The organism is Aeromonas sp. ASNIH8 (assembly GCF_002919855.1).
Classification (GTDB): domain Bacteria; phylum Pseudomonadota; class Gammaproteobacteria; order Enterobacterales; family Aeromonadaceae; genus Aeromonas; species Aeromonas caviae.
Genome location: NZ_PQLN01000101.1, coordinates 1 through 14885 on the forward strand (window position 1 = coordinate 1; position 14885 = coordinate 14885).

General features: G+C 60.2%; 16 protein-coding genes, 2 pseudogenes and 1 riboswitch. Of the genes and pseudogenes, 7 read left to right on the plus strand and 11 right to left on the minus strand.

The features are described from left to right. Positions 1–719: pseudogene (locus C3418_RS19605) on the plus strand (ISL3-like element ISAeme19 family transposase); the annotation flags it as partial. Between the two features lie 85 nt (positions 720–804). Here C3418_RS19605 and C3418_RS19610 read toward each other — a convergent pair. Next, a complete protein-coding gene (locus C3418_RS19610) occupies positions 805–1293 on the minus strand; it encodes a C40 family peptidase (protein WP_010673526.1) in 489 nt (162 codons plus the stop codon). Here C3418_RS19610 and C3418_RS24445 point away from each other — a divergent pair. From C3418_RS24445 to C3418_RS19620, 3 genes are all read left to right on the plus strand, one after another. After that, entirely contained in the window at positions 1211–1474 is a 264-nt protein-coding gene (locus C3418_RS24445; RefSeq protein ID WP_162231332.1) for a hypothetical protein, read from the plus strand. The genes C3418_RS19610 and C3418_RS24445 overlap by 83 nt on opposite strands. 96 nt (positions 1475–1570) lie before the next feature. After that, entirely contained in the window at positions 1571–2293 is a 723-nt protein-coding gene (locus C3418_RS19615) for a 4'-phosphopantetheinyl transferase superfamily protein (RefSeq protein ID WP_042878780.1), read from the plus strand. Next, on the plus strand, positions 2290–3138 hold the full coding sequence (locus tag C3418_RS19620) for a tetratricopeptide repeat protein (RefSeq protein WP_042878782.1): 849 nt from the start codon (positions 2290–2292) through the stop codon (positions 3136–3138). Before C3418_RS19615 ends, C3418_RS19620 begins: the two co-directional genes overlap by 4 nt. A gap of 134 nt (positions 3139–3272) precedes the next feature. Here the strand turns inward: C3418_RS19620 and C3418_RS19625 are convergent, their stop codons facing one another. Further along, positions 3273–3515 carry an Lpp/OprI family alanine-zipper lipoprotein gene (locus C3418_RS19625; RefSeq protein WP_010634682.1) on the minus strand — a complete coding sequence of 81 codons (243 nt, stop codon included), beginning with the start codon at positions 3513–3515 and terminating at the stop codon, positions 3273–3275. 225 nt (positions 3516–3740) lie between these two features. Continuing rightward, positions 3741–4394 carry a 3,4-dihydroxy-2-butanone-4-phosphate synthase gene (gene ribB, locus C3418_RS19630; RefSeq protein ID WP_043758934.1) on the minus strand — a complete coding sequence of 218 codons (654 nt, stop codon included), beginning with the start codon at positions 4392–4394 and terminating at the stop codon, positions 3741–3743. 104 nt (positions 4395–4498) lie between these two features. Beyond that, positions 4499–4653: riboswitch (FMN riboswitch) on the minus strand. Between the two features lie 206 nt (positions 4654–4859). Between ribB and purU the strand changes: the two genes are divergently transcribed. Beyond that, positions 4860–5696, plus strand: coding sequence for a formyltetrahydrofolate deformylase (gene purU / locus C3418_RS19635; protein WP_052815892.1), 837 nt, complete (start codon positions 4860–4862; stop codon positions 5694–5696). Positions 5697–5756: 60 nt separating this feature from the next. Here the strand turns inward: purU and C3418_RS19640 are convergent, their stop codons facing one another. Both C3418_RS19640 and cls read right to left on the minus strand, forming a co-directional pair. Further along, positions 5757–7022 carry a DUF945 family protein gene (locus tag C3418_RS19640; RefSeq protein ID WP_052815890.1) on the minus strand — a complete coding sequence of 422 codons (1266 nt, stop codon included), beginning with the start codon at positions 7020–7022 and terminating at the stop codon, positions 5757–5759. Between the two features lie 109 nt (positions 7023–7131). Next, positions 7132–8613, minus strand: a complete 1482-nt coding sequence (cls, locus tag C3418_RS19645; protein WP_010673520.1) for a cardiolipin synthase — start codon at positions 8611–8613, stop codon at positions 7132–7134. 96 nt (positions 8614–8709) lie between these two features. Here cls and C3418_RS19650 point away from each other — a divergent pair, with 96 nt between their 5' ends. Beyond that, entirely contained in the window at positions 8710–9252 is a 543-nt protein-coding gene (locus C3418_RS19650) for a DUF1439 domain-containing protein (RefSeq protein ID WP_029313991.1), read from the plus strand. A 4-nt stretch (positions 9253–9256) separates the two neighbouring features. On the opposite strand, the gene C3418_RS19655 is transcribed toward C3418_RS19650, so the two are convergent. Then, on the minus strand, positions 9257–9697 hold the full coding sequence (locus C3418_RS19655) for a GNAT family N-acetyltransferase (RefSeq protein ID WP_010673518.1): 441 nt from the start codon (positions 9695–9697) through the stop codon (positions 9257–9259). A 342-nt stretch (positions 9698–10039) separates the two neighbouring features. On the opposite strand from C3418_RS19655, the gene C3418_RS19660 reads away from it, so the two are divergent. Further along, positions 10040–10780, plus strand: a complete 741-nt coding sequence (locus C3418_RS19660; protein ID WP_042878789.1) for a lytic transglycosylase domain-containing protein — start codon at positions 10040–10042, stop codon at positions 10778–10780. 223 nt (positions 10781–11003) lie between these two features. On the opposite strand, the gene aqpZ is transcribed toward C3418_RS19660, so the two are convergent. The 5 genes and pseudogenes from aqpZ to C3418_RS19695 form a co-directional block, all read right to left on the minus strand. Next, positions 11004–11690, minus strand: coding sequence for an aquaporin Z (aqpZ, locus tag C3418_RS19670; RefSeq protein ID WP_010673516.1), 687 nt, complete (start codon positions 11688–11690; stop codon positions 11004–11006). A 305-nt stretch (positions 11691–11995) separates the two neighbouring features. Further along, positions 11996–12517, minus strand: coding sequence for a crossover junction endodeoxyribonuclease RuvC (gene ruvC / locus C3418_RS19675; RefSeq protein ID WP_042074353.1), 522 nt, complete (start codon positions 12515–12517; stop codon positions 11996–11998). 165 nt (positions 12518–12682) lie between these two features. Continuing rightward, a complete protein-coding gene (locus tag C3418_RS19680) occupies positions 12683–13591 on the minus strand; it encodes a Gfo/Idh/MocA family protein (RefSeq protein WP_052815889.1) in 909 nt (302 codons plus the stop codon). Positions 13592–13641: 50 nt separating this feature from the next. After that, the gene (locus C3418_RS19685) at positions 13642–13881 is read right to left on the minus strand and encodes a hypothetical protein (RefSeq protein ID WP_052815887.1); all 240 of its coding nucleotides are present in this window, start codon (positions 13879–13881) and stop codon (positions 13642–13644) included. 285 nt (positions 13882–14166) lie between these two features. After that, positions 14167–14885: pseudogene (locus C3418_RS19695) on the minus strand (ISL3-like element ISAeme19 family transposase); the annotation flags it as partial.

Here is a 14885-nt window from a genome sequence, read left to right on the forward strand (position 1 = left end):
GACACCGCTATGCCACCGTGATCATGGATGCCGAGCGAACCCGCGTCCTGTGGGTGGGGCACGGCAACAGCCGGGCCGCTATCCGTCCCTTCTTCGAGCAGCTCGGCGAGCGATGCCAGCAGATTGAGGCGGTGGCGATGGACATGAACACGGCGTTCGACCTGGAGGTGAAGCAACACTGCCCGCAGGCGGAGGTGGTCTACGACCTGTTCCACGTGGTGGCTCGCTATGGCCGAGAGGTGGTGGACCGGGTGCGAGTGGAGCAGGCGAATGCACTGAAAAGCGATAAACCGGCGCGAAAAGTGGTCAAAAGTGCGCGTTGGTTGCTGCTACGTAATCGGGCGAAGCTGAGTGAAAAACAGGATGTGAAGTTGCAGGAGCTGTTGGCGGCGAATCAACCGCTGGCGATGGTGTACGTGCTGAAAGAGGCGTTGAAGGGCATCTGGTATGCGCCGAGCGTGTGGGAAGGATGGCGACGATGGCGGAGCTGGATGCGGCAGGTGAAGGAAAGCGGGCTAGCGCCGCTGCAACGATTTGGTCGAAATTTATCGAAATATATGCGGGGGATCCTGGCGAGTGCAAACTACCCGATGCACACGAGTGTGCTGGAAGGGGTGAACAACAAGATCAAAGTGATAAAGCGTATGGCATATGGATTTAGGGACTCAGAATACTTTTTTCTGAAAATCAAGGCGGCCTTCCCCGGAAAGCCGCGATGAACCATAAAAAAACCGGACCCTGAGGGTCCGGTTCAAGTGAGGTTGGAAAAACAGTCCGTACTGCGAGCCGTTTGTCCAGCCTGACTCAGATATCGATCCGGCGTGCCTGCCAGAACTTGTTGCGCCAATACACATTGTCGAGCTTGGAGCGCGTGACGCCGGCACGGAAGGAGACATGGATGAATTCACCGTTGCCGACATAGATGCCGACATGGTTCAGACGCGGGTTGATCTTGAAGAAGACCAGGTCCCCCTCGACCAGATCCTGCTTGGAGACGCGAGAGCCTTCGTGGACCTGGGAGCGGGTATCGCGGGGCAATTCGATGCCGATGGCATTGCGGAACACTTCACGGGTAAACGCCGAGCAATCGATACCTCGTTCTGTGGTACCGCCATAACGATAGGGGGTACCACGCCACTCTTTGTATACGGTCAGGATTTCGTTGACATCCGGGGTAGGCGAAACTTCGGGTTCAATCACGGGTTCCATCATGGAAACCTCGATCTTGCTCGCGACCTCGGGTTGGGGTGCCGAAGCACAACCTACCATTCCGAGCGCGACCAGCAGTAGCATCAGGTGGCGCAATCCTTTATCCCCGCAAAAAAGAGTGAAACTTGTTAAAATGCAGCCCGACAGGGCAATTTATAAGGCAACAGCACCCGACTATATCCAAGAATTCTATCGAGGCAAGCGAAAATCCCAATCGAACTCACATTTTTGCAAGGAAATGCTCTGTTTAGCGCAATTTATGTGATCATGGCCAAACAATATACAATCTTGAAAGCATCGGTTTCGGCCTCTCCAAACGGATTGTTATCGCTACTTCGACCCCATTTTTAAGTGAAATATTATGCTTTCTGCGGATCTCTATTTGTTAAATACCGCGCTCGTCGATACTGAACAGCTGATCGGGCTGTCATCCGGGCTCTCCCCGGAGGAATACCGCCACTGGCACGAGATCCGCCAACCCGGCCGCCAGCGCGAGTATCTGCTGGGACGCGTGTTGCTTCGCCGCCTGCTGGCCGAACGCCTCCACTGCCCTGCCGGCTCTCTGGCCTTTCACATCGGCGAGCATGGCAAGCCGATGCTGTGCAACCACCACTGGCAGTTCAACCTCAGCCACAGCGGTGACTGGTTGGTGCTCGCCCTCTGTCGGGAGGGTCCCCTCGGCGTGGATATCGAAATGGGCCTGCGCCGCCGCCCCATACTGCCCCTGGCAGAGCGTTTCTATGCCCCCGGGGAATACCTGTGGCTGCGCACCCTGCCAGTGCAGGAGCAGGACTCGGCCTTCTATCGGCTGTGGTCGCGCAAGGAGGCGGTGCTCAAGGCCCACGGCGCCGGCATCGCCGCCGGGCTGGAGAAGGTCTGCTTCTTGCCGGAGCAAGGGTGGCGGCTGGAGAACCTGCTCGATACCCGCATCTATGAAGTGAGCGATTGGCCCATTGGCAGAGGATGGCTCAGCCTCGCCGCCCCGACCCGCCAGGTCGATGCCTATCTGCTGGACGGGAGCTTGAAATCCACTCCGCTGGACCCCATGTTGATCCACACCATTTTCCGAGAGTCAGCCTCATGATCGTCGACATCACTCCCCAGAATTTTCACGCCGAACTGATCGATGCATCCCTGAAAAAGCCGGTCGTCATCTACTTCCACGCCCCGCAGATGCCGGAGTGTCAGGCCATGACCCCCCTGGTGGAAGCCCTGGTTGGTCAGGCCAATCCTGGCGTCACCTTGGCCAAAGTCGATATGAACGATCCCCAGCTGCAGCCGCTGGCGAGCCAGCTGGCCCTGCGCGCGTTACCCGCCCTGGTGCTGTTCCATCAGGGTCGTCCGGACGAGCAGGCCATCCTGGAAGGCCCGCAGGATGAAGCGACCCTGCGCCAGTATTTCGCTGCTTTCGCCCCCAAGGAAGAAGAGCTGCTGCTGGAGCAGGCCAAGCAGGCACTGGCCGCAGAGCAGGCCGATGTGGCGCACGCCCACCTGAGCAAGGCCCATCGCCTCGCCGCCGAGCGTCACGACATCAGCCTCTGGCTGGCACAGGCGGCCCTGGATCTGAACCTGCTGGACGAGGCGCAAGCCCTGCTCGCCGCCATCCCCATGGTGGCACAGGACGATCACTATCAGACCCTGAGCTCTCGCCTCTCGCTGGCGCTGCAGGCCAGTGACAGCCCTGAACTGCGCGCCCTGGAGCTGCGTCACGCCGAACAGCCGGCAGATGACGCCCTCGCCCAGGAGCTGGCGGTACTCTACAGCCAGGTCGGTCGACAGGAAGAGGCTCTGGCCTTGCTGTTCACCATTCTCAAGCGGGATCTGGCCTTTGGAGATGCCAAGAAGATCTATCTCGATGTGCTGGCCACCATGGGCGCACATCCGGCAGCGCAGAATTACCGCCGCAAGCTCTACAGCCTGCTTTATTGATCGAAGAGATATTCAGGACGGGGAATGCCGATCGGTCGGCATTGCCTTGTTCAGGCGGGAGTCAAACTCGGAGAATTGCCAGATTTCAGGCAAAAAAAAATGGCGCATTAAAATGCGCCATTTTTTCGCATGGATTACTTCTTGTAGGAAGTAGCCATGTTGTCGATGCGCTGGTTAGCACGCATAGCTTCTTGCTTGGCTTCTGCAACATCAGCAGCGATCTTGGACTGATCAGCACGAACAGCGCTAACATCTTGAGCCAGTTGGTCAACTTTGTTAGACAGATTCTGAACGGAAGTTTCCAGTTCGCTGGTGTTTGCACAACCGCCCAGCAGAGCGGACAGACCAACAACACCTACCAACAACATTTTTTTCATTTTTAAAAGCTCCCTTTAACTCGCCAGACGTTTAGCAAGCGGCGTGATTATGGCACAAAAAAATCATACTTTGGATAGGCCCCATCACAGATAAATGCGTTAAAACCCTCATTTTTTTTTAGTTGCACACTTTATGCGCAAACTTTAATCAAAAAAGAGTGTCTCCGGATGAGGTTCGTGCAAAGCGTAACCAAAATTTCGGCTTATTACAATTTCGTATGAGGCTCAGGCTGAACGCTCTGACAGCAATTGACGATATTGCACCAGATCCTCGATGGTCAGCACCGGCATCTGGTGCTGGCGACCGAAGGCCACCAGGTCCGGCAACCTGGCCATGGAGCCATCCTCCCTGGTCAGCTCGCACAGCACGCCGTAAGGTTTGAGCCCGGCGAGCTGCATCAGATCGACCGTGGCTTCGGTGTGACCGCGACGGGTCAGCACGCCCCCGGTACGGGCACGCAGCGGGAAGACATGGCCGGGGCGATGCAGGTCGGACGGTCTGGCCCCGTCGGCGATGGCGGCACGTATGGTGGTGATGCGATCGGCGGCGGACACCCCGGTGGTCACCCCCTGCGCCGCTTCGATGGTCACGGTGAAGGCGGTCTGGTAGTGGCTGGAGTTGGCCTCCACCATCATCGGCAGCTCGAGCTGGCGAACCCGCTCGTCGGTCAGGCAGAGGCAGACGATGCCGGAACACTCGCGGATCATCATGGCCATCTGTTCATTGGTCATGGATTCTGCGGCGAAGATGAGGTCACCCTCATTCTCACGATCTTCATCGTCGGCCACCAGCACACCCTGGCCGGCACGCAGTGCGGCCAGCGCGGCCTCGACGCGAGCAATGGGATCACCGAATTCACTGAGCAGAGACTGATTCATGGTAAGACTCCTAAAAAAGACAAGGACCAGAATCAGGGCATGGAAAGGTAGACAGAGATAGGCATGCAGCGGCCGGCCCACAGGGGGCTTGCCAGCAATATCTGTCTTATCCTCTTTCATCCGGACTGTGACCGTCGGCTCCGGCATCTCACCGGATCTGCTGACCCCGCCCGGTCAAACCGGGTCGGGCGCTCGCGGGCTCCCCGAGTCATATCGGGATACCGCCGGTGGGGAATTTCACCCCGCCCTGAGAATAAGCGCAGACAGCCTAAAGAAAATCGCCGCAGGATGCCAGTCCAAAACCCATCAACGACAAACGCTTGCCCTCGGCGGCCCGCCTCCGCCAGCCGGTCACGCCGATGCACGGCACGCTGTCTTTTCTGATTTTGTTTGTGGCATAGTGCCAAAAAAACGTGCTGCCCGCGCAGACTGGGCGCCAACAACACCAACGGAATCATGACAGAGATGGAAAAGAAAATACTGCTGACCGATTGCCCCGACGCCAAGGGACTCATCGCCAAGATCACCAACATCTGCTACAAGCACCAGCTCAACATCAACAAGAACGACGAGTTCGTGGATCACGAAAACGGCCGCTTCTTCATGCGCACCGAGCTGGAAGGGCGCTTCAACGACGAGACCCTGCTGGCCGACCTCGACGATGCCCTGCCGGTGGGCGCTCTGCGCCGCCTGGTCAAGGCGGGCAAGAAGCGCATCGTCATCCTGGTGACCAAGGAGACCCACTGCCTCGGCGACATCCTGATGAAGAACTACGCCGGCGCCCTGGACATGGACATAGTGGCGGTGATCGGCAACTACGACACTCTGGGCGAGCTGACAGGCAAGTTCGACATCCCCTTCCACTGCGTGAGCCACGAGGATCTCAGCCGCACCGAGCATGAAGAGCAGGTGCGCGCCCTCATCGATGGCTACCAGCCGGATTACGTCATCCTGGCCAAGTACATGCGGGTGCTGACCCCGAGCTTCGTCGCGGCCTACCCGCGCAAGATCCTCAACATCCACCACTCCTTCCTGCCCGCCTTCATCGGTGCCCGTCCCTATCGCCAGGCCTTCGATCGCGGGGTCAAGCTCATCGGTGCCACCGCCCACTTCGTCACCGACGATCTGGATGAGGGTCCCATCGTCGAGCAGGACGTCATCCACGTCGACCACACCTTCACCGCCGACGACATGGCCAAGGCCGGTCGCGACGTGGAGAAATCCGTGCTGAGCCGCGCCCTGGAGCTGGTACTGAACGAACGGGTCTTTGTCTACGGCAACAAGACGGTCGTGTTCAAGTAAGCGGCGGTCCGACCCCAGAAAAAAGGCTCCCGAAGGAGCCTTTTTTCATTGCGGGGGCACTCACTGGTGCAGTGGCAGACCGTTGACGGTGACCTGTCCCTTCTCCAGCTTGAGCTCTGCGCTCAGTACCGCCGACTCCACCTTGAGGTAACCCAGGTCGGTAAACTGGCTCAGCATGGGGGCCAGCTGGGGAACCGCCTGGCCCAGCTTGTCGCCAAGGCGCGCATGGAGCAGACCTGACAGGGCCTGCATCCCCTCCTCGCTCTCCATCAGCGCGGCCAGGGTCGTGGGGGCCAGTTTGGCCTCCCCCTGCAGGTTGACGGGTTCGCCGTTGAGGCGGGCGCTGAGGTCCGTCAGCAGGAGCGTGGCCCCCCGCTGGAGCATCTTGTCCAGCGCCTCCTGGATGGCGGCTTCGTCCACCCGCTGGCTGCTGGCCTCCTGCAGCCGCTGGTACCCCTCCAGATCCAGCCCGTTGAGCGCCAGATCCAGGTTGCCCTCGGTCAGCGCCAGGCTGTCCTCCTCGTTTTCCAGATTGAGAGACGCCACCTTCATCTGATAACGGGTGGAGAGTGTCTGGACATCATCCCCCGCCAGCTGGGTGGCGGTGGTCATCCCCTGCAGGGAGACCTTGAGATCCCCTTGTGTCAGGGAGAGGGCGGAGAGGGTCGCATCGCTGCGGGGCGAGAGCCAGAGGCCGCTAATCTCCGCCATGTCGGCGCTGCCCTTGAGATCGGCCAGGGCCAGATCCGTCTTGCTCTGCGCATCGTGCACCGTCATGCCCAGCCAGTGGGCGGTCAGATGACCATTGCCGTCGAGATCGCCGCGGTAGTCGCCGTTCAGGGGCAGGAACTGGAACTCGTTGAGCCCCTCCTTGACCTTGAAGTCGCTGGCCCAGAATCGGGAGCTGTTGCTCATGGTCCAGAGGCTGCTGGCCGACTCCGCCCCCAGCTGCCATTTCTCCATGCCGAGGGCCGTGAAGACAGGTGCGAGGGAGCCCTCTGCGGTGTCCAGCAAGAGGTGGCTCTTGATATAGAGCGGCAGCATGCGGCTGTTGAACGCGAACTGCATCTCGATGGCCTCGCTCCCCGCCAGTTGGGGATCAAAACTCGCCAGCGTCTGGGGCGGCACCACCACCTTGAGTACGCCGTCGCGGGTAAACAGATTCTCCGTCTCTGGGCTCCAGGTGACTTCGATCCCGCTCTCCTGCTGCGCCCTGGCGATCTGCTCGGCCAGGATCCGGTCGAACGTATTGCCCGTGTACCAGCAGGCGCCAAGCCCTCCCACCACCAACACGGCTCCGACGGCCAAGGCCACTTTTTTCTTCATCAGTTCTGTTTCTCCACAATAGTTCAATGGCGGGTGCATGGGCGCACTCTACGGGGAGGATGGGCATCAACACAAGCCAGACAACGGCTTGGGGTCCACGCTCTGGCTGTCACAGCAGGGGGCTGAACAGGTAGAAGATGTTCTCAAGCAATTTTTTGTACCAGGGGCGGGCACGCCACCTGGTCAGTGACATGGGGGTAGCCTCCAGCATGTAGCCCTGCACCAGCTGGTTCATCTCGGCGACAAACACCGGGTTGTCGATGAGCAGGGTGATCTCGAAATTGAGCCAGAGACTGCGCCGGTCGAGGTTGACCGTGCCCACCAGAGCGAAATCATCGTCCACCAGCACGCTCTTGGTGTGCAGCAGCCCGGCATCATAGCGATATATCTCCACTCCTGCCGCCAGCAGATCCTCCATGAAGGAGTTGCTGGCGTGGTTCGCCATCAGGGAGTCGTTGCGCGCAGGCAGCACCAGTTGCACCAGCACGCCGCGGGCCGCCGCCGAAGAGAGGGCCGCAGCCAGCGGATCGTCCGGCACGAAATAGGGGGTGGTCAGCACCAGATGGTGACGAGCCTGGTAGATGGCGAGCAGCAGGCTCTGCTGGATACAGTCACCACCGACGAAGGGGCCGGAGGGAATGAGCTGGGCCCGATAGTTGGTCTGTGGCCAGGCTTCCGGCTCATGTTGCAGACTGTCGAGCAGCCGTTCGCCGGTCTCCATCTCCCAGTCCCAGACGAAGGTGGACCACATCAACGGCACCACGGGGCCCTGCACCCGGATCATGATGTCGACCCACTGGCCGACCCCGGCATCCTGCTTGAAGAAACGGGGATCCACCATGTTCATGGAGCCGGTGTAACCAACCTTGTCATCGATCACCACCAGCTTGCGGTGCATGCGCAAGTCCTGGCGCTGAAACGGGATGCGCCAGGCGCCGACCGGCAACACTTCCACGACTTTAACGCCGGCGGCGCGCAAGGTTTTGGGCCAGGAGGAGCGGAAGAAGGTCTTGCTGCCGATGGAGTCGAGCAAGACACGACAATCCACGCCGCGTGCCGCCACCTCCATCAACGCCTCGCACACCTCGTCCACATCCCCGCCGGGGTGCCAGATGTAGAACTCCAGATAACAGGATTGGGAGGAGCCCCGGATGTCGCGCACTATCTCCTCTACGATGCTCTTCGGCTTGTGCAGCAGGGTCATCCGGTTGCCCGAGAGCATGGGCATGGCCAAGCGCCCCTGGATCAGATCGTGGAGCGGGCGTGCCTTGCTTCCCACCTCGCAGCAGTGCTGGGGGAAGAGGCGCGCGAGCTGGCGGATCCAGATGGCGTAAGGACGGTACATGGCCTGGGCCCGCTCCGCCCGCTTGCGACCGAGGCGTATCTCGCCAAACAGCACGTAGAAACCGACCCCGGCGAAGGGGATGGCATAGATGAGGGCCAACCAGGCGAGGGATACCCCGATGGGACGTCGCTTCATCACCACCCGCAGGGAGATCCCAGCCACGATCACGGTGTGAAACAACAGCAACAACCAGCCGAGAAAGCGGGAAAACAGCAACTGAATGTCGTATTCCAGACCGTCGAGCAAGGCGACTCCTTGGTGTATTGGACAGATGGCACGGGCAGACCCCACAGGGTCGGGATGGTATGCTATGGGGCACACCCATTCTATCAGGTCGTTAGCATGATCCTGCAATCTATGCTGCTGAGTCTGGCCATGCTAGGTCAAGGCTCATATGACATCAATGAGCAGCAGATAAATCAGTACCTGCAGTCCCAGGTGCAAGTGGACAAACAGCTGGAATTGCCCGGCATCATCAAGGCCCATGTGCAACTCGAGCAGAGCGATGTGCAGATTGGTCGCCAGAGCCCGGATACCGCCAGGGTGTTTGGCAAAGGCAAGCTGAAAATCGCGCTCCCGGATCAGACCGAGTACGACGCGCGCCTCAACATGACCTATGAGGCGAGGCCCCGCTACGACAAGGCCAGGAGTGCGCTCTTCCTCGACAACATGAAGCTCATCGATTACAAGCTGGAGCCTGCCGCGGCGGAACAGAAGTTTGGTTTCATGCTGAGGATGCTGCTGCAGAGCATGGAGAAACGGCTGGAGACCCAGCCTGTCTACAAGCTGGATGACAAAGATCCCAATCAGGCCTGGCTCAAGGAAAATCTGCTGGGGCTGGAGCTGTCACCAGGCAAGATCCACCTGCTGACCAAACCCCAATAAGACGTCAGTTGAAAACAGGCGCCTTCGCCTGACGCACCAGCAGCTCGATCTGGTAACCCTGTTCGTGCTGCTGGTGATAGAGAGAGTGGAGGGGCCCGTCGAGTTCATGCAGGGGAAGGTGGTCAAATCCCGCCTTGAGGTAGAAGGGTTTCTCGAACGGCAGGGCGTGACAGATCACGGGCTTGTCGGAAAGATCGCGGCAGGCATGCTGCAACAAGCGGGATCCCAGCCCCAGGGACTGGTAGTGAGGGAGCAGACGAAAGCCGCACAAGTGGTAATAATCCTGTTCATCGCGCAGGCGCACAGCCCCCACCAGCCAGTGCGCGTCACGGACCACAAAAATCCGTTCTGCCAAATCCGGCACATAGTGGGAAAACGTCGTCTCGTAATAGTCTCTGATGAGGGAAAGATCCGCATCACAGTACTCTTCGAATCTGAGCTCCATCGCTCGCCTGCTTGTCATGCCCATTTCGCTCTGGCCATACCGGCCCTCTCCTGCTCGCTCGCTGGCTCCACGAAGAGATCAGACCAGAGTGGAGCAACAGCAAGATAACACGCCTTTAACTTACAAAAAAGCCAATAACTCGATGGAAAAGACGAGGTTGCGATCATCCGCCCCTTGACGCCATGAGCCGCGCCCCTTGTCCTGAGTGAGCACTCAGGTGGGACGTCCCTCTGCCATCACATTTCCAGCCTCCCCTGTTCACGGGCACTTGTTCTGCGCCATCCCGAATGCTTTACTCAACGTGCCTAACGAGGCTTAAGGAGCAAGCCGTTGAAAGCATGGATGTTGCTGGGCATGATGCCGCTGTTTTCCCACGCAGCCCCGGCTCAGATACCGCCGCCGGCCGAGGTGGTGATCCTGACCCCGGAGACGGCAGTCTCCTCCCCGGTTCCCACGCCGCGTACCGTGGCGCTCACCCCGGCGCCGCTCCCCTCCCCTGAACCCGCTAAGCCTGCAAGCCGTCAGATCCAGGTCTACAAGTCGGTACAAAAGAACGGGGTCATACGCTATTCCGACATGATGCCGGAGCAGGGTCACTACGAACTGCTGCTGTTCAACGACTGCTATGCCTGCGATCCGGCGTCCAAGGTCAACTGGCGCACAACAGGCCTCTTCCTCTATGACTACGCCAGCACCATACAGGCGGCAGCCAAGGCTTATCAGGTCGAGCCTGCCCTCATCCGGGCACTTATCCATGCCGAGTCCGCTTTCAATCCTCTGGCCGTCTCCCGCAAGGGCGCCATGGGACTGACCCAGCTGATGCCCGCCACGGCGCGCGAGCTCGGGGTCGGCAACGCCCTGCTGGCGGAGCAGAACATCTTTGGCGGTGTGAAATACCTGGCGGGTCTGCTCAAGCAGTATGACGGCAATGTGGCCCTGGCCACCGCCGCCTACAATGCAGGCGCCGGTGCGGTGCAAAAACACGGCGGCATACCGCCCTATGCCGAAACCCGGGCCTATGTGGAACGAGTCAAGCTGCTGCATCAGCGCTACAAAGAGATGCTGAGCGCCAAGGGGTTGTAGGACCGGTACGGTACAAGCACGGCGGCATCCCTCATTGGCCGAAACCCGGGCCTATGTGGAACGGGTCAAGCTGCTGCATCAGCGCTACAAAGAGATGCTGAGCGCCAAGGGGCTGTGATCATGCCGTACCCTATCGTCGGCATGGCGCCCTGCCCGGTATTCCTTCAGGCATAAAAAAACACGCCCGGGGGCGTGTCGATACCACACGTTAACTAGCAACACATCACTCTTTCGTGGCGATCACACGATAGGCCAATGCACCCAGAATGGCACCGACAATGGGGGCAACCCAGAACAGCCAGAGCTGGCCCACGGCCCAGTCACCGACAAAAAGCGCCACGCCAGTGCTGCGCGCCGGGTTGACCGAGGTGTTGGTCACCGGAATGCTGATGAGGTGGATGAGGGTCAGGCACAGGCCGATGGCGATGGGAGCAAACCCGGCCGGTGCACGGCTGTCGGTGGCGCCCATGATGACAAAGAGGAAGAAACCGGTCATCACCACTTCACACACCAGGGCGGCCAGCAGGCTGTAACCGCCGGGGGAATGCTCGCCATAGCCGTTGGAAGCAAAGCCGGCGCTCACATCAAAACCCGCCTGTCCGCTGGCAATGACATAGAGCACGCCACCAGCCACGATCCCGCCAAGCACCTGGGCCACGATGTAGGGCAGCACGTTGGAGGCCGGGAAGCGACCACCAGCCCAGAGTCCGACGGTCACGGCCGGGTTCAGGTGGCAACCCGAGATATGACCGATGGCATAGGCCATGGTCAGCACGGTCAGGCCGAACGCCAGGGCGACGCCCAGCAGGCCGATCCCCACATTGGGGAAGGCGGCAGCCAGCACTGCGCTCCCGCAGCCCCCCAGCACCAGCCAGAAGGTTCCCATAAATTCAGCAGCAAAAGGTTTCACTCTTGTCTCTCCCATGATGACTAACACGCGAACCTGAAAGGCTCATACGGACACTGTTATTGAACAGGCGCCATATTATGGGAGTGTGGCGGCACAAGGCGAAGCCGGCCCGCACCGGGGGAAATGTGTGATCTTAATCACAAGTTGTTGATTAGGTAGAGAGAACCAGTCCCGCCCCATGGGGCTTTCTCATGGGAGTCCCCTGAGGAGGTGCGACAAGTCGTGACTCAATCAGCGCTTTTGCCAGCAGGCACCGGTATCTGGCTCACCCTTCTCTCGCACTCTGCCAAGGCGGAGCACCGGGCTCAGCGATAACGTCCGCGCACCGAACCGCTGGCCTGGCCCGCCATCCGGATCAGGCTCTGGCGGGTATGGAAGTGGCAGAGCGCCACCCCGAGGGCATCCGCCGCATCCGCCTGGGGGGTGGCCGAGAGCTTGAGCAGGTGCATCACCATGTGCTGCACCTGCTCCTTGCCCGCGCCGCCGGTGCCCACCACCGCCTGCTTGATCTGGGTCGCCGAGTACTCGCTCACCGGCAAGCTGGCATTGACCGCCGCGACGATGGCGCTGCCGCGAGCCTGACCCAGCTTCAAAGCCGAATCGGCATTGCGCGCCATAAAGACCCGCTCGATGGCAAACTCGTCCGGCTTGAACTGGGTGATGATCTCGCTTACCCCGTCGTAAACCTGCTTGAGGCGGGACGGCAGCTCGCCCAGATCGGTACGGATGCAGCCCGACCCCAGGTACTGCGCCTTGCCGGAGACGATGCGGATGACGCCGTAACCGGTGATCCGGGAGCCGGGGTCGATCCCCAAGATAATGCTCATGAGACTCTGCTGTGTTGAAGGCTGTTCATGGCGGCCAAGATAGCAAACTCGCCCCCGCTTGGCTCGCGCGGCAGCGCCCAGGTCGCCTGACTGCGCAGGGATGCGCCATCTTGTACAGTGGTCTGCCGCTTCTCTGGCCAGTTATGCCGGCCGGTTGCGACGGGGTCACTCCCCCGCCAGGGCCACCAGTCGTTCCGCCAGCCGGTGGCCGTGCAGATAGCTCTCAATCAACGCCCCGTCGGCCCGACCCAGCTCAACCTGCCCATACCAGTGATCGAGCATCGCCACGAAACCCCGGCTCGCCAGCACCGGCTGCCAGTCGTCCGGTGCCAGGGTCTGCACGGCCTTGTCCCGCGCGCACGTGCCCCGGGTGCAGTTCTCGATATGCAGGGAGAGGTTGTCGCCATAGGCGTCGATGCGCTCCTCCGTGATGCCGGCGCTGCGGTTCATGCTGCCGCTCACCGCCACCTGCCCGCTCTGCCAGGCCACGCTCGCGCTCACCAGCATGTCCGGCTCCTGCGCACTGCGCCGCAGCACGGCATGAAGATCCCCGTCCGGCACGCCGCCGTAGAAGCAGAGGCTGTCGAGCACATGGATAAAGTCGTCGAACAGGAACTGGCGTGGCGCCCCAGGCAGATAGTGTCTGTGCTTCTGCCAGTGAAGCTCGGTGAGCGGCTGGGCACGGGCGGCGCCCATGGCGGGCAGATAGCGGCGGTTGAAACCCACAAACAGCGGGCAGCCCTTCGCGATGGCGAGATTGGCGAGCGCCTCCGCCTCGGCGTAATCAAAGCAGAGCGGCTTGTCCACAAAGGTGGGGATGCCTGCCCGCAGACATTGCTCGGCCAACGCGAAGTGCACCGAGGTGGCGGCGTGGATCATCACCGCATCCGGGCGGCTAGCCAGCAACGCCTCCACCTCGGTAAAGCACTCGGGGATCCGGTACTGGCGGGCCAGCTTATCCAATACAGCTGGGCTCCGGGTGCAGAGCAGCGGGGTGACTCGCTCGTCGCTGGCGAGCAGCGGCAGATAGGCCTTCTGGGCGATATCGCCAAGACCTACGAGGGCAATGCGCATGGGGACTCCTTGTAACGGATGGGATGGCACAGGGTAACATCCGGCGCTTTCTATTCGGGCTCTTTCGCCAGTTCCTTGGCCTGCTCTCTGACATCGAGCCACTTGCCGATTCGGGATCCCAGTTCGGAACAGAGCAGGGCGCTGACCATGGCTACGATCATCTGCATACCATCAAAGCCAGCCTGACGCTCAAACAGCAGGGGCGCGATCAGGTTGAAAACTATGATCCCGAGCAGCAAGCCAAGCCCGCCGCCCACCTTCTCTCTTCTGGATCTTGCTTTGATCGTCATCTGATGACTCCTGTGCAGGAAGATATGCAGGGGGACGCGCCCCTTGCCGACACATCCGGCAAGATAACAAAGCCTTCCCTGTTTGGGACAGCCATCTTTTGGAGCAAGCTGCAATCCAGCAGCCCGTGCATCTTGCCGCCGAGCATTGGCGATGGCTCTTGTGAAATTAGGGAATTAAAGAAAGCGTCCTGGCATAAAGAGGACTAATCCGGACGCACTCACACAGGGTACCAGGTGCAATACCGAGAGCTTGTATGACGCAAGCAGTGACCGTTTAAAAGAGGTTCATCGCGGCTTTCCGGGGAAGGCCGCCTTGATTTTCAGAAAAAAGTATTCTGAGTCCCTAAATCCATATGCCATACGCTTTATCACTTTGATCTTGTTGTTCACCCCTTCCAGCACACTCGTGTGCATCGGGTAGTTTGCACTCGCCAGGATCCCCCGCATATATTTCGATAAATTTCGACCAAATCGTTGCAGCGGCGCTAGCCCGCTTTCCTTCACCTGCCGCATCCAGCTCCGCCATCGTCGCCATCCTTCCCACACGCTCGGCGCATACCAGATGCCCTTCAACGCCTCTTTCAGCACGTACACCATCGCCAGCGGTTGATTCGCCGCCAACAGCTCCTGCAACTTCACATCCTGTTTTTCACTCAGCTTCGCCCGATTACGTAGCAGCAACCAACGCGCACTTTTGACCACTTTTCGCGCCGGTTTATCGCTTTTCAGTGCATTCGCCTGCTCCACTCGCACCCGGTCCACCACCTCTCGGCCATAGCGAGCCACCACGTGGAACAGGTCGTAGACCACCTCCGCCTGCGGGCAGTGTTGCTTCACCTCCAGGTCGAACGCCGTGTTCATGTCCATCGCCACCGCCTCAATCTGCTGGCATCGCTCGCCGAGCTGCTCGAAGAAGGGACGGATAGCGGCCCGGCTGTTGCCGTGCCCCACCCACAGGACGCGGGTTCGCTCGGCATCCATGATCACGGTGGCATAGCGGTGTC

Bases quoted from the DNA above. Each gene is read 5' to 3' on its own strand.
- C3418_RS24445 (WP_162231332.1), top strand. From the start codon at position 1,211: ATGGAAACCTCGATCTTGCTCGCGACCTCGGGTTGGGGTGCCGAAGCA.
- C3418_RS19610 (WP_010673526.1), bottom strand. From the start codon at position 1,293: ATGCTACTGCTGGTCGCGCTCGGAATGGTAGGTTGTGCTTCGGCACCC.
- C3418_RS19615 (WP_042878780.1), top strand. From the start codon at position 1,571: ATGCTTTCTGCGGATCTCTATTTGTTAAATACCGCGCTCGTCGATACT.
- C3418_RS19620 (WP_042878782.1), top strand. From the start codon at position 2,290: ATGATCGTCGACATCACTCCCCAGAATTTTCACGCCGAACTGATCGAT.
- C3418_RS19625 (WP_010634682.1), bottom strand. From the start codon at position 3,515: ATGAAAAAAATGTTGTTGGTAGGTGTTGTTGGTCTGTCCGCTCTGCTG.
- ribB (WP_043758934.1), bottom strand. From the start codon at position 4,394: ATGAATCAGTCTCTGCTCAGTGAATTCGGTGATCCCATTGCTCGCGTC.
- purU (WP_052815892.1), top strand. From the start codon at position 4,860: ATGGAAAAGAAAATACTGCTGACCGATTGCCCCGACGCCAAGGGACTC.
- C3418_RS19640 (WP_052815890.1), bottom strand. From the start codon at position 7,022: ATGAAGAAAAAAGTGGCCTTGGCCGTCGGAGCCGTGTTGGTGGTGGGA.
- C3418_RS19650 (WP_029313991.1), top strand. From the start codon at position 8,710: ATGATCCTGCAATCTATGCTGCTGAGTCTGGCCATGCTAGGTCAAGGC.
- C3418_RS19655 (WP_010673518.1), bottom strand. From the start codon at position 9,697: ATGGAGCTCAGATTCGAAGAGTACTGTGATGCGGATCTTTCCCTCATC.
- C3418_RS19660 (WP_042878789.1), top strand. From the start codon at position 10,040: ATGTTGCTGGGCATGATGCCGCTGTTTTCCCACGCAGCCCCGGCTCAG.
- ruvC (WP_042074353.1), bottom strand. From the start codon at position 12,517: ATGAGCATTATCTTGGGGATCGACCCCGGCTCCCGGATCACCGGTTAC.
- C3418_RS19680 (WP_052815889.1), bottom strand. From the start codon at position 13,591: ATGCGCATTGCCCTCGTAGGTCTTGGCGATATCGCCCAGAAGGCCTAT.
- C3418_RS19685 (WP_052815887.1), bottom strand. From the start codon at position 13,881: ATGACGATCAAAGCAAGATCCAGAAGAGAGAAGGTGGGCGGCGGGCTT.